This window comes from Anabaenopsis tanganyikae CS-531 (assembly GCF_029891675.1).
Classification (GTDB): Bacteria; Cyanobacteriota; Cyanobacteriia; order Cyanobacteriales; family Nostocaceae; genus Anabaenopsis; species Anabaenopsis arnoldii.
Map to the genome: position 1 here is coordinate 1 of NZ_JANQDF010000168.1, position 20474 is coordinate 20474.

Genomic DNA, 20474 nt, shown 5'->3' on the forward strand with positions numbered 1-20474 from the left:
AAAAGCTTACCGTATAAGGGAAATAATGTTGGTTATTGAAGAAAATGCCTGAATATTCCTTCTTAATCTCTGTTCCCTGTTCCCTGTTCCCTGTTCCCTCGAACCAGTTGTTAAATTAGCATAACAAGTACGGTAGAGCCATAATTATTTGATAAAATAGGTAAATTGCTGGTCAAATTAATCGGACAATTCCATTATTCAGGGCGATCGCCCTGGGTGCGGGTGTATCCGGGTTGTATATATTATTGCATAGGGAGCCAGGGAATAAATTCCCTGTCTGAAAGCTCAAGTCGGTTAAAAACCGACTGGTTTTGGGGTGGGGTGGAGGTTGTTCTAAAAGTGGCTTAATTACCTTTGTGAGCGATCGCCCCACGATTACCGCTATGCTAGGGATTGAAAATCGCCTGTCCCGAATAAATTACCTACCAAAAACGGTGGATTACCCCAGAGCAACTAGCTGCGATCGCAGATCAATACGCCAAAAATAGTTATGGTGAATATTTATGTAAGTTATTAGGACAAATCCCTTGACCCTTTGATTTCGGTGGTTGAGCGAAGTCGAAACCACAATCCCGCCAATACCCCCTGATATTCCTTCGACTTCGCTGACGGGAACGTATTGATTTCGGTTTCGATCTTACTATCGAATATTATTATTTTACCCCACCCTAACCCTCCCCTTGTAAGGGGAGGGGACTGGATTTGATTGTTTTTTGTGTGTTCGGTGTGTTCCCCAATCCTTCAGTGTTCCCTGTTCCCTGTTCCCTTTACTCTGTATAGGACTATTATTTGATTCTTGAACAAGACTATGATTATATTATTGCCATAAAGCCATAATTAAATTGATAAATTAAATTAACAAATCACACGAAAATCCTGACACCCCTCCCTAGTCGGTTTTCAACCGACTTAAGCTTTTAGACAGGGAATTTATTCCCTGGCTCCCGTGTGGATAACTATAAATTATGGCTCCCGTATGGATAACTATAAATTATGGCTCCCGTATGGATAACTATAAATTATGGCTCCCGTGTGGATAACTATAAATTATGGCTCCCGTGTGGATAACTATAAATTATGGCTCCCGTGTGGATAACTATAAATTATGTCTCCCGTGTGGATATTAAAAACTCTTAACAGCCCCGACAATTATTTCTATTTGTGAACTTGTTAACTCTGGAAACATGGGTAGGCGCAATAAACAATCAGACAGAAGGTTAGTATGATCCATCTTCCCATTCACCCGTCCATAATGCTTACCAGCAGGAGAGCTATGTAAAGGTACATAGTGAAACACCGCATTAATACCCTGTTCTTTGAGGTATTTAATTAGCTGGGTACGGGTTTGTAAATCCTCTAGCAGGATATAGTACATATGTCCATTGTGCTGACACTCAGGGGGAATGATAGGACGGCGTAATTTACCGGATTTTTCTACAGGTTCTAGCAGTTGATGATAATGGTTCCATACTTTGAGGCGGTTGGTAATAATTTGTTGTGCTTCTTCAAGTTGCGCATAGAGAAAAGCGGCAATTAATTCTCCTGGTAAGTAACTAGAGCCTTTTTCTATCCAGGTATACTTATCTACCTGTCCCCGGAAGAATTGACTGCGGTTAGTGCCTTTTTCCCGAATGATTTCCGCTGATTCTGTGAATTGGGGATTATTGATAATTAAAGCACCGCCTTCACCGGCGATAATATTTTTGGTTTCATGGAAACTAAAGCAAGCCAAGTCACCAAAACTACCAAGGGGTTTTCCTTTATAGGATGACATCAGTCCCTGGGCTGCATCTTCAATTAACAATAGTTGATGTTTGGTGGCAATTTGTTGCAAGGTATCCATTTCACAACCAACCCCAGCATAATGGACGGGGACAATGGCGCGGGTGCGGTGTGTAATAGCTGTTTCTACTAGGGTTTCATCTAAATTGAGGGTGTCGGGGCGGATATCTACAAATACGGGAATAGCTCCCCTGAGAACAAAGGCGTTGGCGGTGGAAACGAAGGTATAACTGGGCATAATTACCTCGTCTCCTGGTTCCAAATCGGCTAAAATAGCTGACATTTCTAGGGCGGCGGTGCAGGAGTGAGTCAGGAGGGCTTTATGGGAGTGGGTATGGTTTTCTAGCCATTGATGGCATTTTTTGGTATAATTTCCATCCCCGGCGAGTTGTCCTGCGTGGTGAGCTTGGCTGATATACCATAGCTCTTTACCTGTCATGTAGGGTTTGTTAAAGGGTATTTTATTCATGGGTTATTGTTTGTAGGCAATTACTAACAAAGAGCCGCCCCAGGGAAAGGAAAAACCTAGTTTAATCAACCAGCGTTCTACATCTAAAATTTTCTCTAAGAGGTAATTTAAGCTGCCACTAATTTTTAACTCACTGGTGGGGTCATAATTCTTTGATGAGCGCTGATTGAGTCGAGAAAGTAGCATTAAGGGTAAGAGAAGAGAAACAAAAGAGGTAACTTTTACTACTTTAAATCCTGTTTGCTGTAACTTGGTGATTAAATCTTGTTTAATATAGCGCCGGACGTGGTGAGCGTAGGTATCAGCTTGACTCCATAACCAGGGATGTTGGGGGACAGTCAGTATTATACCCCCACTGAGTGGAATAGCTTGATACATTTGTATAAGTACATCTTCATCTTGTTCTATGTGTTCCAGAACGTCAAAAGCTCCAATAATATCAAATTCCTCGGCAAAGGGGATATTACGGGCATCCATTTGAAAAAGTGTTGTTTTACACAGGCGTTCTGTGGCAAATTGTAAGCCGGTAGTAAATATTTCACTACCGCAGGTGATGAGGTGGGGGAGGTGTTTTTCAATTCCCTGAAGGACAAAGCCAGTTCCGCAGCCGATTTCTAGGAAGGTTTGAGCGTGGGGGAAGTAATGTTTAATGGCGTAAATGATTAAGCGGTTGCGGGCGCGAAACCAGAAGTTTTTGGCTTCTAGTTTTGCTAGTATGGGGAAGGCTGAGTCCTCAAATCCTTCGCTAGCCGCTGCGAGTTGCGGTGCAAAGCTCTGGTGTCCATCTAATATTGGGGGTGTGTAACCACAGGCGGGACAATCCCAGTTAGGTTGGTTAAAATGATGGTGACATTGGGGGCAGATTTTCATCGAAAATTATTGTTTATTAAAAAAAATATGTGATTTTTCCGTTTAATCTGGTTTTATACATTCTATAATGATATGAGTATAGGGTATCCGTAATAAGTCATGACGAATGTTACAGGATGTATGTGGGGGGGGGAATAAATTATACCCTAGATTTAAGTAACCTTTTTCATCCCTTACATTTTGTCCCCGGTCTTTAGATATAATCCATCTGGCAATGGGGGATTGATTCTCTGTGTAGCAATTCTCGACAGCTACTAATCGGCCTCCGGGTTTCAAGGCAGTGTGAGCTAATTTAAACAGTTTTTCTGCTTCTATATCGTCAAGATGATGTAATACTCCAAACACTAGAACAATATCAAAATATTCCCTATATGTGAGGTTGTCAGATGTGACTAGTTGACAGATAAAGGTTCCCTGATTGCCATAACGCTTTTTGGCATCACTAATATACTTTTCACTGGCATCAAATCCTATATACTCCACTTGGGGTAAATAGGCTAATATATTAGCAGGTCCACAACCAATATCTAGTATGCGATCGCCGATACTGGGTCTGAGATAATTTTTAATCAGAATACTATAGACTCTATTCTGACCTAGGATTTTTTGAAATAAGCTATAAAAGAAAGGGATTGAAAGGATTGAGCGAATTCCTTGGGTAATTTGGGGCATATTAATTTTTTATGATTCTTTTGAGAAGTGGATTTCTACCCTTTGCTACCAATGATAATACCTAAGATAATGAATCCCAACCCCAGAGATTTGGGAATAGTTACGGGTTCTTTAAAGAAGATGGCGCTGAGGAAGAGGACTAGGACAAAGGCTAAACTCATGAATGGGTAAGCATAGCTGAGGTCAAATTTAGTCATGGCGGCCATCCAGCTAATTGCTGCTAGGAATGCACCAGCAAAGCCACTAATTACCCAGGGGTTGAGTAGTAGTTTAATGATGTATTCTAGTTTGGCTATATTGTCTGGGGGAAGTGCTCCCGCCAGTTGCACTTGCCATTTAATCACAATTTGTCCGTAGACTGTGAACAGGATGGTTAGGAGAATGTAAAGATGATTCATTAGTATTATTGAAAATTGTATGTAATTGGTATGTAATTGAGTTGAAATAGTAATTAATTATTCTACAAGTAAATGATATATATCTACCGGTTTTCTAAACCTAAATCCTAAAGATGAATAGAGATTTAGAACGGCCACATTAGATATAGATATTGAACTTGTTAATTCTTGATAACCTTTTTCTAATAATCTTTTACAAGCAATACTCCAAAAATATTTGGATAGTCCTTTTCCTCTATACCCTTTACTTAAAGCATGGAGTATAATTTTATTATCTGAATATGCCCAAAAACCTACTACAGAACCGTAAAACATTAAACTAAAAACTGTTTTGGACTGCCAAAGGTCTCTTAACCACAAATCATATCTTAGATCCGCAAGATTTTGATTTATATTAAAATCTCTATGGAAGCGACCATAAGTGAAAGCACCATAAACAATCTGACTTATTTCTTCTATGTTTAATGGTTCACAAATCTCTATACCCTCTCTTTTATATGTTAATAACCTCTCAGAAGTACAATAAGGTTCAATTAAGGTATCACAATAATAAAAACCGAACTCATGTAATGTTTTCTTTGGGGCTAATGGGTTAATTTTAATAGTATAGTGTCCCTCAGATTTTTGCTTTTTAATTTTCTCTAGCGTATTTCTTAGATCATTTTCAGATATATAGGGTATTTCAAATGTTTTGATTCCAAAAGCGCGAGAATCCCATGGAGTAAATACAATATCCTCAGACATATTCATCACATTTTTTTAGTTCATAACTGATATTTAAAGTTTCATGTACAGTATCAGTCTTATTCCTGACTAAATATAAAGGTCTTCTTTTTGTCTGATCAAAAGTTTTCCCTAAATAAATACCTAGTATTCCCAGAATAGAAATAATAATCCCACCTAGAAAATACAAAGACACAATCAGGCTACTCCAACCAGTTACAGGCGAACCATAAAACACAAACCTAACAGCAATATAAATACCATAAATAAATGACAAAGTGGAAATCAGAAAACCTAACTTAATAGACAGGCGTAGAGGCTTGTCTGAATAGGCGATAATTGTTTCACTAGCTAGTTTCCAGAGTTTAGCGAAAGTATAAGTGCTTTTACCCTCAAAACGCTGGTCATGGGTAATGTTAATACTAGCGGTGGGAAATCCCATCCAATCTACCAAACCACCAAAAAATCTCAGTTGTTCCCGCATTAAACAAAAGTTCTCGACAACTTGACGAGAGATAATGCGGAAGTTACCTACTTGTCCATCATATTGTAAATCTGTCAAGTAGTTAAAGATTTGATAAAACAACCATGAAGTAAGTCGCTTCAGCGGGGGATCTTTACGTTTACCTCTGCGAGCTAAGACAACATCATAACCCTGTTGAGCTTTGGCATACAGTCGGGGAATTTCTTCTGGTCTGTCTTGTAAATCACAATCCATAACAACTACCCAGTCAGCGTCACAATGATCTAACCCTGCTGTGATGCCATAATGTTGGCCAAAATTGCGACTAAATTGAATTCCTTTCACCCGTGGGTCAGTCTTACTTAACTCCACAATAATATCCCAAGAGCGATCGCCCCCACAATCCTCAACTAAAATGATTTCAAAATCCTGTGTAATCTCAGACAAGGAAACCTTAAGCCTCTCATAGAGAACATCAAGGCTTTTTTCTGCTTTATATACAGGGATGACAACGGATATATGAGACATTTGATGATGGTTGGAGTAAATGCAATTCTAGACTGGAGCTATCCCACAGAGAATTTACTTCTGGTCGAACCCCTGACAAGAATATAGTTGAATTTGTTTCCTGGTCACATTCAACACTTTGTCAAAACCTAATTTAGTGGACTTGGCGCAGATATCTTCCTGAGAAATTGGACGATTCCAAGACTCTGAACTATAGTCCTTCATACCAAAATCCTTAGTTAAATTACAGTTACTATTCTCACCTCTGACTCCATTCAGCAGGGGTAATCCGGTCATTGCAGGAACTACAAAAGATTTATCCCAACAACTTCTTGCACCACGGGGTTGCCAAAAGAATGGAAAGTCATGTGAAATATGAATAGCTAAGTTTTTGTCACCTGGTTCTAATTTCTTTGATTGAATTAATTGAGCAAGTCCGGTTTGGATGTAACCCAACTCTGTCTTGGTGTTGTAGATTTCCCAGTTAATACTGGGAGGAAAAAGTAACAAACCTAACTGACGTTGGAGTTTACTTAAACCTTTCAAATTAGTTAATGACTCTGAATCAGGTGATGAATTGGACTGAGCAGAAAACACATCTAGAGCAGTTACCAACTGATCAGCAAACCCGAACGCCCTATCCTTGTAGCTACCACGATAGACAATTCCCGTTCCACTGGACAATGAAAAAATTAAAACTAAGGCTATCAGTCCCCAACGAGTAGTTGGAGACAAGGGTTTGGTTTCATGGTCTAGGGGATCTACAATGAATAGAAAACCAGTTTTGCGGTTGACTGACCAATAGTCAGCTACAGCAGCCAAGGTAAACAATAAGGTGACTAACAGCGCTGGGTGCATAAAATGATATGCTGCGGTTCCGCCCATATCCAGTAAAGCTCCTGGTAGTTGAGATGCTAAAAATAGCACTGTGAGGATGATCACCTGCGATCGCCCCAGGAATTTTTCTTGATTCCTCTGCAACCAGGAAAATAGGACAATTAACGCTAAAAATACGATATTTGGCCAAATAAAATGAATTGTGTAGATGCGTGCAAAGTGAAAGGGATAGAAAATGTTAGTAAGATTTCCCCCACTAAAGCTAAAGGCTAAAGCTAAACATCCCACAAAAAAAGCGATCGCTAAAGCTAATAACAGTCCTACATATCGCCAATTCAGTTGATTTTTGTGCCAAATTTTAGGGATAAACCCACAGAGGATGAGAAACAAAGCCAGTATCACCCCGGTAGAAATCTTTGCAGCGCCACAAGCTAGGACTGCTACCACGGACAATGTTAGGGGTAAAGGGTCAACTGTGAACCAGCGATTACTTTCCCTAGCTTTGAACAACCATCTTTGCCCTACTGGTACCATGGCTATAAATATAGGAAGGCCAAAATTATAGGATTCACCGCCTAAAGCAGTCCAGATGCGAGTTCCGAACAACCATAAACCTAAAAAAGTAAACCCACAAGCCACTAGTGTAGAAAGTGGAGTTGATAGCAAACACATGAAGGCTAAAACTGTAGCAAAGAAAACCGCCGGTAGAAAAGCAACTTGTTGGCAAATACCTAATAGTAGAGGTACTTGTCCGCCTAAAATGTTGAAATTTGCCGCCACCCAACGATGTACGGCAACATGATAGCTTAAAGGTTGTACACCATCTAATCCTGTTGATGGTGTATTAAACTTAGCGATCATCTGCACAATAGCAGAATGAAACAGGGTATCTGGGTGAACAGTATTAGTATAAGCAGTGAGGTCTGCGAATATATTGGCATAACCATGACCATTGACCACAAAAAAATAAAATACCGCGAGAATCATTCCCGCCCCTGAAAGTTGCAGGGCTTTAATCACCGGTCGGTCTTGTTGGGATAAATATGTAAAGATAGTGGCGCTAATACCGAATATACCCAGAGGAATTAAACTCCATCCCCCTAGGAGGGTTACTAGAAATGGTAATCCCATAAACACCAGGGAACCTATTGGTAATATCCAGATGACATGGGAAACATATCGCCAAGCTAAAGCAACGCCACCAAATAATACACTGGGATAAACAAAGATACCCCACACCTGGCGAGTGATGGTAGGGTCCCAGGTGCGGAAGTGTAAAAATAATAGTGCGGTTACCAGAATATAAATAGTAAATAGCAAAGCTACTTCGCTAACTATTTTACTTTTGACGGCAAAATGTTCTACTCTAGGTTCGGACTGTGACATAGATGCTTATTTACCTGCGTACTATATGATTTTACATTAATAATGTATAATTAATGCAGTTGTATAATAAATTATTATAGTCAGCGAAGAATTTATCAGGAATAAATTCGGTGTAAAATTTGCTGAAATACCATGGCAGCCCAATCTACATCAGCAGGGGTAGTTTCACGCCCAAGGGTGAAACGTACCCCTCCTAAAGCTGCTGACTCTGAATACCCCATTGCTAAAAGTATGGGACTGGGACTAAGTTTACCACTATGACAGGCAGAACCAGCACTAATACCAATACCAGCCAGATTCATTTGTCTAACTAGGGCTTTACCACTGATTTTTTTACCATCCGCATCTTTTATACACAAACTCACATGGTGAGGTAACCGATTCACTAAATCACCCGTGGGGACTAAACCGGGAATATCTGCTAATTGGGCAAATAGGCGATCGCGCAACTTAATTAACCGGGGTATTTCTCTGGGTAATTCTACCGCTGCTAATTGTGCCGCAATTCCAAAACCCGCAATAGCGGGGACAGCTTGAGTACCGGAGCGTAAACCCATTTCTTGACCCCCACCACACAGTAGAGGAACTAATTCTATACCTGGACGCACATAGAGCGCCCCTGCTCCTTGGGGTCCATATATTTTATGACTAGAAATACTCAGTAAATCTATTGATAATTCTTGCACATTTATGGGTAAACGTCCCGCCGCTTGTACCGCGTCCGTGTGAAATAAAACCCCGTGTTCCCGCGTAATCTTTGCTAATTCTGCAATGGGTTGGACTGTACCAATCTCACTTTGTCCATAAATTACAGACACTAAAACAGTATTGTCTTGTAATGCTGCTTGCAACTCTTGGGGGTTAACTCTCCCCTTGCAATCTACACCCAAGCGGGTTACCTCCCAACCCCACTTTTCTAATAACCGCGCAGGTTCAGAAATAGCGGAATGTTCCACCTGAGAAATAATTATATGTTGGGGTAGATTATATAATCTGGCAATGCCAATGATAGCCAAATTATTGGACTCAGTACCACCAGCAGTAAAAACTATGGATTCTGGCGCACCATGAATTAATTCTGCGACTTGGATTCTTGCCTGTTCCACAATTGTAGCCGCCCGTTGTCCCCACTCATGTAAACTGGAAGGATTACCCCACTGTTGATTGAGGACTGCTTGCATCGCAGCCATGGCTTCAGGGCGAGTGGGAGTGGTGGCGCTGTAATCTAAATATATTTGCATATTAATAAATAGATAGGAAATACGGCGCTATGCGTCTGCTTCTCAAGGGTTTTCGGCATGATTGTTATAATGTGGCGTTAGAGGATGTCTGATAAGTTTTATAAGGTGATTTTAGACACTTCTTGATCCCCCCTAACCCCCCTTAAAAAGGGGGGAACTAGAGTCAAAGTCCCCCTTCTCAAGGGGGATTTAGGGGGATCTAAAAATATTAGATACACCATGAGGGACTTTCCAAACATCCTCTGAGGGAAGTCGAAGGAATATTAGGGGGAGGAAGTGAGGTTAAGAGAACCGCAAGAGATTTTAGAGATTATTGGGGGGATCGTGGTTTCGACTTCGCTCAACCACCGAAATCAATACAGACCACATATCGATTAAATCCAGTCCCCTCCCCTTACAAGGGGAGGGTTAGGGTGGGGTAAAACAATATTTGATACACTAATCATGACTTGACAAACATCCTCTTAGCCATAATTTTACCATATTGATTGTTGGTTTTTTCCCAATCCACTGTTAGTGAACTACCGTGCTGATTTTCCCACCACCAAAATACATCCTGATCTTTTTGCTGGTTTTGATGATCACGGCTTGTCAAAAACTACCAGATAAAACTCAGCTTTTACCAGCCCTACCACAAGACCCATTAGTTAAAGTTTACTTTAACCATTCCCCATCAGCAAAATATCCAGAACCCTATCGCCTACAAACTCGCCTGGGAGATAACTTAGAACAACAGATTATTGATACCATTTCTAGAGCCACATCTACTGTAGATGTAGCTATTCAAGAATTACGCCTACCGAAAATTGCCCAAGCATTAGTAGCAAGGCAAAAAGCCGGTGTACGGGTGCGGGTAATTTTAGAAAATAATTACAGTCGTCCTTGGAGTAGTTTAACACCGGCGGAGGTGCGGAAGTTAAGCCCCAGAGAACAAGCCCGTTATCAAGAATTTTATGATTTTGTAGACCAAAACCGAGATCATCGCCTCAGTGAGGAAGAAATTAATCAACGAGATGGGTTAATAATTTTACAAAATGCCCAAATTCCCTGGATAGATGACCGTGCTGATGGTTCTGCTGGGAGTAATTTGATGCATCATAAATTCTTGGTGGTAGATAATCGTTGGGTAATTGCCACCTCAGCAAATTTTACCCTCAGTGATATCCACGGTCAATATAACAACCCTAGCAGCTTAGGCAATGCTAATAATCTGTTACATATTGACAGTCCGGAATTAGCCAGTTTATTTACTCAAGAGTTTAACATTATGTGGGGGGATGGTCCGTTCGGGAAGCCAGATAGTAGATTTGGCTTGGGTAAACCCAGGCGATCGCCCCAAACTATTCAATTAGGTGAAACTGAAATTACTGTACATTTTTCCCCCACTTCCCGCGGCCAACCTTGGGACAAATCTAGTAATGGTTTAATTGGTCAAAACTTAGCTGAGTCTACCAAATCCATTGATATGGCCTTGTTTGTGTTTTCCGAGCAGCGTCTGTCACCGATTCTAGAAACCCGTCACCTGCAAAATGTGACTATCCGCGCTTTGGTAGATTCAGACTTTGCCTATCGTCACTATAGCGAAGCTTTAGACATGATGGGGGCGGCGCTGAGTTATAATTGTCAATACGAAATTGATAATCATCCTTGGCAAACCCCCCTGACTACTGTTGGTGTTCCCACTTTAGCTCCGGGGGATTTATTACATCATAAATTTGCCGTAATTGACCAAGAAACAGTAATTACAGGTTCTCACAACTGGTCACAGTCCGCCAATTATGGTAACGATGAGTCAGTATTAATAGTCAAAAATCCTACCATTGCTGCCCATTACGACCGGGAATTTACGCGGCTTTATGGGGGTGCGATATTGGGTATACCTCCATTAGTTCAGGAAAAAATCGCCGCACAAGCAGAAGAATGTCCCCAGATAATCACCCGCAAGTCCAGGGATAATCAGGAACTAACCACGGTCAACATTAATACAGCTACTATAGAAGAACTAATAACTCTTCCGGGGATAGGTGAGCGATTAGCGCAAAGAATCATTACTGCTCGTGAGGCGCAAAAATTTAGATCTAGAGAAGATTTAGCCAGAGTCTCAGGCATTAGCAGTAAAATGGTCAACAATTGGGGCGATCGCCTGAGTTGGTGACCATGGGTAAATAATGTTTTGGTTGATATAGCAGTAACCACAAGTGCTAGGACATTTCCCTGCTTGTTGTTCCCCATTCGCTGTTCCCTGTTCCCTGTTCCCTGTTCCCTTAAAACCACAATTATGATGTCCTAACGTGTATGCGTAGTGCTATAACAATTTACCTTGCGCCCCAACATCCAGTAATTGATCCCTTTTTTAAGGAATTACTAAGGTAGTTGTGTCCCCCTGCGGTGCTAGAGTGTAAGATGACATTGCATCATCTCAAGTCTTCTAAGACCCTACCTGAAATATAGTTTCAATTATTAGGTTCCCCATGGTCACCACAGCAGAAAAAACAAATATTGGCTACATTACCCAAATTATTGGCCCAGTTGTAGACGTTAAATTTCCCGGTGGAAAATTACCCAGCATCTACAACGCTTTGAAGATCACAGCCACCAACGAAGCAGGACAGGAAATCAACCTCACAGTTGAAGTACAACAGCTTCTAGGGGACAACCAAGTGCGATCCGTGGCGATGAGCTCCACTGAAGGCTTAGTGCGGGGTCTTGAAGTTGTTGATACAGGCGCTCCCATCAGCGTTCCAGTTGGGAAAGTTACCTTGGGACGGATTTTCAACGTCCTGGGTGAACCTGTAGACAATCAAGGGCCTGTAAATGTTCAGGAAACCCTACCAATTCACCGCCCCTCTCCTCAATTCACTGAACTGGAAACCAAACCTTCAGTATTTGAAACTGGGATTAAAGTTGTTGACCTCCTCACCCCCTATCGCCGTGGCGGCAAAATTGGTCTGTTCGGTGGTGCAGGTGTTGGTAAAACCGTCATCATGATGGAATTAATTAACAACATCGCTACCCAGCACGGTGGCGTGTCTGTGTTCGCTGGTGTAGGTGAACGCACCCGCGAAGGTAATGACCTCTACAACGAAATGATCGAATCTGGGGTAATTAACAAAGATAACCTCAATGATTCTAAAATTGCTCTAGTTTATGGTCAGATGAACGAACCACCCGGAGCCAGAATGCGGGTTGGTCTGTCAGGTTTAACTATGGCTGAGTATTTCCGTGATGTGAGTAAGCAGGACGTACTACTGTTTATTGACAACATCTTCCGGTTTGTACAAGCAGGTTCGGAAGTGTCAGCGCTTCTGGGTCGGATGCCTTCCGCGGTAGGATATCAGCCTACCCTGGGAACTGATGTGGGTGCTTTACAAGAGCGGATTACCTCCACCACAGAAGGTTCTATTACCTCTATTCAAGCGGTGTATGTACCTGCGGATGACTTAACCGACCCCGCTCCCGCAACCACTTTTGCTCACTTGGATGGAACTACAGTACTATCTCGTGGTTTAGCAGCTAAGGGTATTTATCCGGCGGTTGACCCTCTGGGTTCTACTTCTACTATGTTACAGCCTGATATTGTTGGTGCTGAACACTACAATACCGCTCGTGCTGTGCAAGCAACTTTACAACGTTACAAAGAACTTCAAGACATTATCGCTATTCTCGGTCTAGATGAATTGTCTGAAGAAGACCGTCTGATTGTAGCACGGGCGCGGAAGGTAGAGCGCTTCTTGTCTCAGCCTTTCTTTGTAGCTGAAGTATTTACCGGTTCTCCTGGTAAGTATGTGAAGTTGGAAGATACTATTAAGGGCTTCCAAATGATTTTGTCTGGCCAATTAGATGAATTACCAGAACAAGCTTTTTACTTGGTGGGCGATATTAACGAAGCGATCGCTAAGGCTGAAAAGCTCAAAGGTTAGTCATTAGTCATTAGTCATTAGTCATTAGTCGTAATCCTAATGGCTAGTGACAAATTAGGCAAAATTACAGACAAAGGACAAAGGACAAATGACTCTCACCGTTCGTGTAGTCGCACCAGATAAAACAGTCTGGGATGCTGTAGCTGAAGAGGTAGTTTTACCTAGTACTACCGGTCAGTTGGGTATCTTAACTGGACACGCCCCTATGTTGACAGCTCTGGATATAGGTGTAATGCGCGTCCGTGCTAGCAAAAATCAGGATTGGCAAGCCATCGCTCTTTTGGGTGGTTTTGCGGAAGTTGAAGAAGATGAAGTCACCATTCTGGTGAATGGTGCTGAACGTGGCGATAAGATTTCACTTGAAGATGCACGTACCGCTTTTAACCAAGCGCAAACCCGTCTAAATCAGGTGACACCAGGCGATCGCCAAGCACAAATCCAAGCCACCCAAGCTTTTAAACGCGCCCGCGCTCGTTTTCAAGCTGCTGGTGGTATGGTGTAATTTAATATTGGGGTCTATTGGCCTTCTCTGGGGTGGGTGGAAATGTCTCGTTGACCCCGCCCCTGGTTTTAAACGCCAAGGGTCGCAAAGTATTCGCAAAGGTACGCAAAGACTAAGTTATTTTTTTTGCATAATTTTCCAGCATTGTTGGGCGATCGCCCAGTCTTCTTGGGTTTTGATGACTAAGACCCTAATGGTTGAGTCTTCTGTGGCTATATCTTGATCAAGGGGCTGCTGTTGATTTTTGGCGGGGTCAATTTTTAGTCCCAGAAATCCAAAGGCTTCACAGGCTGCTTGGCGAATTCCTGGGGACTTTTCCCCTACCCCGGCGGTGAATACTAAAGCATCTAATCCTTCTAGACTGGCTAGCATGGAACCTATACCAGACCTTAATCGGTGTACGTACATATCCCAAGCGAGTTGGGCGCGATAATCTCCCTCGGCGATGGCTGCAATTACTTGGGGTAAGTCGCTGGATACTCCCGAAATTCCCCTTAAGCCAGAGGCTTTATTTAATACATAATCTAACCGCTCCGCTGAGTAATTTGATTGCCGCAATAAATGAATCAAAATCCCTGGGTCAATTGCACCGGAACGGCTCCCCATCATTAACCCATCCAGGGGTGTAAAGCCCATAGTGGTGTCAATACTGCGACCCTTTTTGATTGCTGCTAGGGAACAGCCGTTACCTAAATGACAGGTAATTAATTTCAGAGATGCTAAATCTCGGTTGAGAATTTGGGCAGCACGCCCAGAGCAGTATTGATGACTGATGCCATGAAAACCGTAGCGGCGAATACCTTGCTCTACCCACTCATAGGGACCGGGGTAAATGGCGGCAGCATCGGGGAGGGTGGCATGAAATCCGGTATCAAATACTGCCACTTGGGTGACATCCCCTAAGCTCTGTTCAATGGCTTCTATCCCTTCTAAGGCGGCTGGATTATGTGCCGGGGCTAGGCTGGATAAACTGGAGATTTTGCTTTTGACATCTTCGGTAATTATTACACTTTTTCTGTATTCCTGACCACCGTGGACTACACGATGCCCTACTACATTGATTTCTGAAAGCTGATCTATGACTTTAGTGGCTCCACGAGTCAAAGTGTAGAGGAGATAGGCTACGTGCGCCCGTCGGGAATCACCATAAATTGATTCTTGTAGTGTTTTACCCGTAGCTGTTTTAACTTCAATCTCTGCTACACCCCGGTCTTGAGTCCAGTTGACTTTGCCTTCCCACAGGGGTTGGGGGGTTTGATTAGGCATAGTATGATCGGGGATTTCATACAAACAACTTTTCTGGCTGCTGGAGCCAGCATTTAAAACTAGTACTTTCATTACTTTTACCGGTTGGGGGCTTGTGAACAGTTAACTGTATAGTTGCCAATTTTCAGCTATTAAATAAAGTCATTACCCATAATTTACCGCAAGGCAAAAACATGAAAGGTTTCCAGAAATTATACTCAGTTGGGATTCTGATGTTTGCCTTCATCTATCCCTCAGCTATGGCTGAAGCTAAAAATACTGATCTTAATTATGTTCTCTATCACCAAAATGCGGGAGTGGAGACAAGTTTCATGGGGGGAGATACTAACCCAGAAGTTTTACAGGCTCATAGATATAACAGAAGTCGTATTAGACGACACCACCATAACTATAGACCAAGAAGGTACTATAGTGCGGCACACTATCGTCATGGGCGTTGGCAGTTAGTTCGCGATCGCCATGGTAGATTAATCTATGACTGGCACAGATATTAAGGTACTGTCAACAAAGGGTGAGTATCTCCTCACCCTTTCTAGTATTAGCGGTTAGCTATTACTTCTTTTTCCAGGCGCTCTAGGCGTTGTGCTAATAGTTCTTCTAAAGAAATCAAAGCTTTGGTAAAGCCATCAATACCTTCTGCTAGTTTATCCGATGCCATGCGGTCAGCCTTGTGCATCTTCTCAAAAGTTGCCTTGTCAATAGACATCTTTTCGATTTCCATGGTTGCTACCCGAGCGGGATCAAGTTTCCGTGGTAGTTCCCCAATGGTGGCTTGCAATTCCGCCAACAGTGCGGGGGAAATGGTCAGCAAATCACAACCGGCTAATTCTGTGATTTCGCCAATGTTACGGAAGCTAGCCCCCATAACTTCGGTTTTGTAACCAAACTTTTTGTAGTAGTTGTAGATTGTGGTGACAGATAATACCCCAGGGTCTTCCGCGGATGGGTAACTATCTCTGCCAGTATCTTTTTTGTACCAGTCGAGAATGCGACCCACGAAAGGAGAAATTAAGGTAACACCGGCTTCGGCACAGGCGATCGCTTGATGCAGACCAAACAATAGAGTTAAATTACAATGAATACCTTCTTTCTCTAAAATTTCCGCAGCGCGAATCCCTTCCCAAGTCGAGGCAATTTTAATTAGTACCCGTGAGCGGTCAATCCCAGCCGCCTTATATTGGGCAATTAATTCTCTGGCTTTGGTAACGGTAGCTTCAGTATCAAAAGACAAGCGAGCATCTACCTCTGTAGAAACCCGACCCGGAATAATTTGTAGAATCTTTAACCCAAAAGACACTGCTAAACGGTCAAAGGCCAGAGTCACAATATCCCCTTGGCTAGCAGCCGCACCGGCATCTTTTTTAGCTTGGAGCAAAGTTTGATCAACAATTTCCTGATATTCTGGCATTTGTGCTGCGGCTGTAATCAGGGAAGGATTAGTAGTAGCATCTTGGGGTGTAAACTTCTCAATGGCTTTAATGTCCCCTGTATCTGCAACCACAACCGTCATTTGACGTAATTGTTCTAGTAAACTTTTAGACATATTTCTCTCCATGAGTTGTGCTAGTTTAGGACTTTCTTGATTCCCTTGTTCGGTGCCCCATCCTTTTACTGACAATTACTAACTAGGCAATTTTACTGAAATTTTGCCTGATTTACTGGCAGTTTTGTGCCTCAGCCCTATTCTAAGTGCTTTCTACCCAAATTGGCTGTCCAATAGAATGCACTTTAATTAAACTTGTTGTTCTTAGCTGACTAATTCACAAACCAGAAGTAATTTATTCTTTCTGTGACATGGACAACATTAAATCCACCACGCGATTTGAGTAACCCCACTCGTTGTCATACCAAGCAACCACTTTAAAGAAATGGGAATTTAATTCAATCCCCGCGCCAGCATCAAAAATACTCGAATGGCTATCACCTTGAAAATCAGTCGAAACTACTTCTTCATCAGTATATCCCAATATACCATTTAATTCACCCCCGGCAGCGCGCTCCATTGCCGTGCAGATATCTTGGTAACTCGTAGCTTGGGCAGTTTTAAAAGTTAAATCAACCACAGAAACATCGGGAGTCGGAACCCGGAAAGCCATACCAGTTAACTTACCTTTTAATTCTGGCAAAACCAAGGCCACTGCTTTAGCAGCACCGGTGGAGGAGGGGATAATATTTTGTGCCGCACCGCGACCACCCCGCCAGTCTTTTTTGCTCGGCCCATCTACAGTGGGTTGAGTTGCGGTCATCGCGTGAACCGTGGTCATCAACCCTTCGGTCAGTCCAAAATTATCATTGATGACTTTAGCTATGGGAGCTAGGCAGTTGGTGGTACAACTGGCGTTAGAGACAATTAAATCTTTAGCTGGGTCAAATAGGTGATGATTTACACCCATTAACAGTGTCTTCACTCTCTCTGGATCTTTCGTGGGAGCAGAAATCACCACTCGCTTGGCACCAGCTTGTAAGTGTTTACTGGCGCTTTCGTAATCGCTGAACAGTCCAGTGGATTCTACAATATAATCTGCTCCCAATTTGCCCCAAGGTAATTCAGCCGGATTCCTCACGGACATACAAGGGATAAAATGCCCATCAATCAAGATACCGTCTTGTTTGGCCTCAATTTTACTGTTTAACTTGCCATGGGTGGAGTCGTATTTCAGCAGATAAGCCAGGTTGTCTGGTGGTACTAGGTCATTAATGCCCACAAACTCAAGACTGGGATGATTCAAACCGGCGCGTAATACTAGTCTTCCAATCCGACCAAAGCCGTTGATGCCAACTTTTAACTTAGTCAAGATTAAACCTCCTGTGGGACTTTTACTGTTTACCTTATGATCCTGACAGTCTTCACTAGTTAAGCTATATTTACTTGGCATCTTTTAAGGTTTTCACCTTCTGGCTAGTTCTTCAGCCTATGGGACAAAACTCAATTGCGCCTGAATGGTCATACCATTCAGGCGGTGCTGGCAAATCTCAATTAGTGTTTCGTACACAATCAAAAATACACTTAGCTGATCCCTAAGTCTTGTTTACTACTTTTTAACTGTTTCCAAAGAATCTGAATTTGCTTGTACGCTTCCTGTGGGGACAACTTACCACCAGTTTGTAAACTACAAATGTAGTTGACTCGTTGAGAAAAGTCTTGCAGTTTAGCATTAAAAACCAAATGCTCTGGTTTAAACTCTCCGGAATATGGACTGCGAGGATAAAGAAAATCACTTAATTCACAGAGGATATCTGTTTGCGGATTCATAGATGTTAAGATTTATAGTCTTTTTTCATCGGCTTTTGATGCACATGACTGTATGCAATATATGGGCTGCGATCGCCTGTTATGATCTGCCCAAAAATTCAGAATTTGCTCACCCACCTGTTGAGGATGAAAGTAGTGAAAGAAATGATACCCTTGGGGAAATTCCCACATTCTATCTTCTGGTTTGAACCAATTGCGCCAGTCATGTAATGCCGGTGGATTGACTACACAATCAGTCTTGCTACCGCATACCATCATGGGCATAGCAACCCCTCCCTTGGGTAAATATACCAACTTAAACAGAGAATGGGGCGACGGTGATTGCTCTAAGTCTTTATCTAAGGCAGCGATTAACTTCTTTGTGGTATGACTAGGTTGTTTGCCAAACAGGCTACGAACAATATTTACCAGAACTTGCTCCCGGCTAATGCTGAACAACTGTCGTTGAAAGTAATAATGGGCGTGCCAAGTATTAGCAGGTTGGGACGCTACAGCTAAGAGCGTTAGCGATCGCACTTTTTGGGGGTAGCGACGAGCATAACTTAAGGCGATCGCACCACTGATACCATGACCAGCTAAATGGACTGTATCAGGGCAAGAATCTAAAAAATTACCCAGCAACAGCACAGCTTCATCCACAGAACTGGCTTCATCTCGTGTTTGTTGATATTCCCACTGAGCAATATTCATATACCTAGACAGGTATTGAAGTAATGGTTGATCAAAACGCTTCAACGCTGAACTACTATTTAACCAAACAACATCCAATAAGTCAGACATAAATAACCGTAATTGTGCTGTGTAAGGGGTGATAAGTTTAGCAGCCACGGACTCTTGAAAAGGTACATAGGCGATGCCGGGCTGCTATTTTCTACAAGCTAAACTCAGTCTTCAACTGAGTCACCCAAGTTTGAATGCGCTCATCTGTGAGATCAGATTGATTATCATCATCCAGAGCTAAACCACAAAACTTACCATTGCGCACAGCTTTAGAAGCGCCAAAATCATAGCCATCAGTAGGCCAATAGCCCACAGTTTTACCACCCTGTTGGGAAATCTTTTCTTCCAAAATCCCCATAGCATCTTGGAAGTTATCAGCATAACCAATCTGGTCTCCAGTACCAAAATAAGCCACCATCTTACCAGTAAAATCAACCTCGTCTAAATCAGGATAAATACCCTCCCAATCGCTTTGGAGTTCCCCAATATTCCAAGTTGGGGAACCAATAATCAGATATTCATACTCAGCAAGATCAGCAATATCCGCCTGAGAAATATCGTGTAAAGTCACAACATCACCACCAAAGGCATCACGAATGATTTCCGCCGCAGATTCAGTTTTCCCAGTTTGAGTACCGTAGAACAAACCAATTTTTTTTGACATTTTGACACCTGATAAATAGTTTTAAATGCAGTTGGAGGGTTGAAATTTTACCCTGAGATATCTACCCAGTTTAATGAATATATATCTCAATAAGCTCTGAAGATATCTTAGCAGAGTTATTGCCATACTTTATCAGTAATTTAGTGTAAATTTTCGTAAACAGACAGATATATAACCTCTGAAAAGCCTATAAATATTAGGTTTTAACCATTTTGGTAGTTGAAACTTTTATAAAAATCAGAAAATTTTTTCTCTAAAATGCTAGTAAATCTCAATAAGACTGTGGTAGAGTGCAAACAGCTCACACAATGTTAATAAACTTTCCACATTTATTAGGCTGAATCCTGTTTTGAGATTTGCACAACAAAACAGGAATTTGGCCATTTTGTCCAGGAGTACGTAAATTAAACTATCAGGTATGAAGGTTGGCTTGTTCTTGTAACCACGGATCTACAGGCTGTCCATCTTTACGCCGTAGTTCAATTTCTACCACCATAACTTCTAGGAAGGGGGCGCAGGCTGTTGATGGAAAATAATATCATCATCTCAGGGGTTATGTTTGCGTTCTTTGAGCCAGTCCTGTACCTTGATTGTAGCAAAAAATGATTGCCCCTGGTCAAACAGCCGGGTAATCTGCATTTGTAATGTATGGGGATTAATGCGACCCTTTTTTTAAATCCTCTGTGGATTAAACCTTATTCCTAGTTTATGTCACAGGCAGTAAAAACAACTTCTAGAGTACGGTAAACTGTCATACCCAACCGATGATGTATTCGTTAGAATGAAAATGACCAACCTACT

At 42.1% G+C, this 20474-nt stretch carries 19 protein-coding genes and 1 pseudogene; 4 read left to right on the plus strand and 16 right to left on the minus strand.

Annotated features, from left to right (window positions below):
• Positions 1-172 precede the first annotated feature (172 nt).
• From NWP22_RS16050 to NWP22_RS16090, 9 genes are all read right to left on the minus strand, one after another.
• The gene (locus NWP22_RS16050) at positions 173-373 is read right to left on the minus strand and encodes a hypothetical protein (RefSeq protein WP_280802100.1); all 201 of its coding nucleotides are present in this window, start codon (positions 371-373) and stop codon (positions 173-175) included.
• A gap of 750 nt (positions 374-1123) precedes the next feature.
• Positions 1124-2251, minus strand: coding sequence for a dTDP-4-amino-4,6-dideoxygalactose transaminase (gene rffA, locus NWP22_RS16055; RefSeq protein WP_280802101.1), 1128 nt, complete (start codon positions 2249-2251; stop codon positions 1124-1126).
• Between the two features lie 3 nt (positions 2252-2254).
• Entirely contained in the window at positions 2255-3121 is an 867-nt protein-coding gene (locus NWP22_RS16060; RefSeq protein ID WP_271734830.1) for a class I SAM-dependent methyltransferase, read from the minus strand.
• Positions 3122-3163: 42 nt separating this feature from the next.
• Positions 3164-3793 carry a class I SAM-dependent methyltransferase gene (locus NWP22_RS16065; protein WP_271734831.1) on the minus strand — a complete coding sequence of 210 codons (630 nt, stop codon included), beginning with the start codon at positions 3791-3793 and terminating at the stop codon, positions 3164-3166.
• A 35-nt stretch (positions 3794-3828) separates the two neighbouring features.
• Positions 3829-4191 carry an EamA family transporter gene (locus tag NWP22_RS16070; protein WP_271734833.1) on the minus strand — a complete coding sequence of 121 codons (363 nt, stop codon included), beginning with the start codon at positions 4189-4191 and terminating at the stop codon, positions 3829-3831.
• Between the two features lie 57 nt (positions 4192-4248).
• Positions 4249-4935 (minus strand): GNAT family N-acetyltransferase, encoded by a 687-nt coding sequence (locus NWP22_RS16075; RefSeq protein ID WP_271734834.1) that lies wholly within the window; start codon positions 4933-4935, stop codon positions 4249-4251.
• Positions 4928-5905, minus strand: a complete 978-nt coding sequence (locus tag NWP22_RS16080) for a glycosyltransferase family 2 protein (protein WP_280802102.1) — start codon at positions 5903-5905, stop codon at positions 4928-4930. The genes NWP22_RS16075 and NWP22_RS16080 overlap by 8 nt, the downstream gene beginning before the upstream one ends.
• A gap of 54 nt (positions 5906-5959) precedes the next feature.
• Entirely contained in the window at positions 5960-8107 is a 2148-nt protein-coding gene (locus NWP22_RS16085; protein WP_271734836.1) for a hypothetical protein, read from the minus strand.
• A 95-nt stretch (positions 8108-8202) separates the two neighbouring features.
• On the minus strand, positions 8203-9348 hold the full coding sequence (locus tag NWP22_RS16090) for a cysteine desulfurase family protein (protein WP_280802103.1): 1146 nt from the start codon (positions 9346-9348) through the stop codon (positions 8203-8205).
• A gap of 526 nt (positions 9349-9874) precedes the next feature.
• Here NWP22_RS16090 and NWP22_RS16095 point away from each other — a divergent pair.
• The 3 genes from NWP22_RS16095 (at position 9875) to atpC (ending at position 13770) form a co-directional block, all read left to right on the plus strand.
• Positions 9875-11503: a phospholipase D-like domain-containing protein gene (locus NWP22_RS16095; protein ID WP_280802104.1), complete on the plus strand. Its 1629-nt coding sequence runs from the start codon at positions 9875-9877 to the stop codon at positions 11501-11503.
• 316 nt (positions 11504-11819) lie between these two features.
• The gene (atpD, locus tag NWP22_RS16100; RefSeq protein WP_271734842.1) at positions 11820-13268 is read left to right on the plus strand and encodes a F0F1 ATP synthase subunit beta; all 1449 of its coding nucleotides are present in this window, start codon (positions 11820-11822) and stop codon (positions 13266-13268) included.
• An 88-nt stretch (positions 13269-13356) separates the two neighbouring features.
• Positions 13357-13770 (plus strand): ATP synthase F1 subunit epsilon, encoded by a 414-nt coding sequence (atpC, locus tag NWP22_RS16105; RefSeq protein WP_271734843.1) that lies wholly within the window; start codon positions 13357-13359, stop codon positions 13768-13770.
• A gap of 117 nt (positions 13771-13887) precedes the next feature.
• Here the strand turns inward: atpC and NWP22_RS16110 are convergent, their stop codons facing one another.
• Positions 13888-15108, minus strand: a complete 1221-nt coding sequence (locus NWP22_RS16110; RefSeq protein WP_271734844.1) for an acetate kinase — start codon at positions 15106-15108, stop codon at positions 13888-13890.
• 101 nt (positions 15109-15209) lie between these two features.
• Here NWP22_RS16110 and NWP22_RS16115 point away from each other — a divergent pair, with 101 nt between their 5' ends.
• Entirely contained in the window at positions 15210-15530 is a 321-nt protein-coding gene (locus NWP22_RS16115; RefSeq protein WP_271734846.1) for a hypothetical protein, read from the plus strand.
• A gap of 44 nt (positions 15531-15574) precedes the next feature.
• On the opposite strand, the gene NWP22_RS16120 is transcribed toward NWP22_RS16115, so the two are convergent.
• The 6 genes and pseudogenes from NWP22_RS16120 to NWP22_RS16145 all read right to left on the minus strand — a co-directional run bounded on the left by NWP22_RS16120 (position 15575) and on the right by NWP22_RS16145 (position 20312).
• The gene (locus NWP22_RS16120; RefSeq protein WP_271734847.1) at positions 15575-16579 is read right to left on the minus strand and encodes a transaldolase; all 1005 of its coding nucleotides are present in this window, start codon (positions 16577-16579) and stop codon (positions 15575-15577) included.
• Between the two features lie 235 nt (positions 16580-16814).
• A complete protein-coding gene (gene gap, locus NWP22_RS16125; protein WP_280791897.1) occupies positions 16815-17831 on the minus strand; it encodes a type I glyceraldehyde-3-phosphate dehydrogenase in 1017 nt (338 codons plus the stop codon).
• Positions 17832-18043: 212 nt separating this feature from the next.
• The gene (locus NWP22_RS16130) at positions 18044-18289 is read right to left on the minus strand and encodes a DUF7219 family protein (RefSeq protein ID WP_271734849.1); all 246 of its coding nucleotides are present in this window, start codon (positions 18287-18289) and stop codon (positions 18044-18046) included.
• Between the two features lie 12 nt (positions 18290-18301).
• Positions 18302-19069 (minus strand): alpha/beta fold hydrolase, encoded by a 768-nt coding sequence (locus tag NWP22_RS16135; RefSeq protein WP_271734851.1) that lies wholly within the window; start codon positions 19067-19069, stop codon positions 18302-18304.
• 91 nt (positions 19070-19160) lie between these two features.
• Positions 19161-19673 (minus strand): flavodoxin FldA, encoded by a 513-nt coding sequence (gene fldA / locus NWP22_RS16140; protein WP_271734852.1) that lies wholly within the window; start codon positions 19671-19673, stop codon positions 19161-19163.
• Positions 19674-20085: 412 nt separating this feature from the next.
• Positions 20086-20312: pseudogene (locus tag NWP22_RS16145) on the minus strand (hypothetical protein).
• Positions 20313-20474 lie beyond the last annotated feature (162 nt).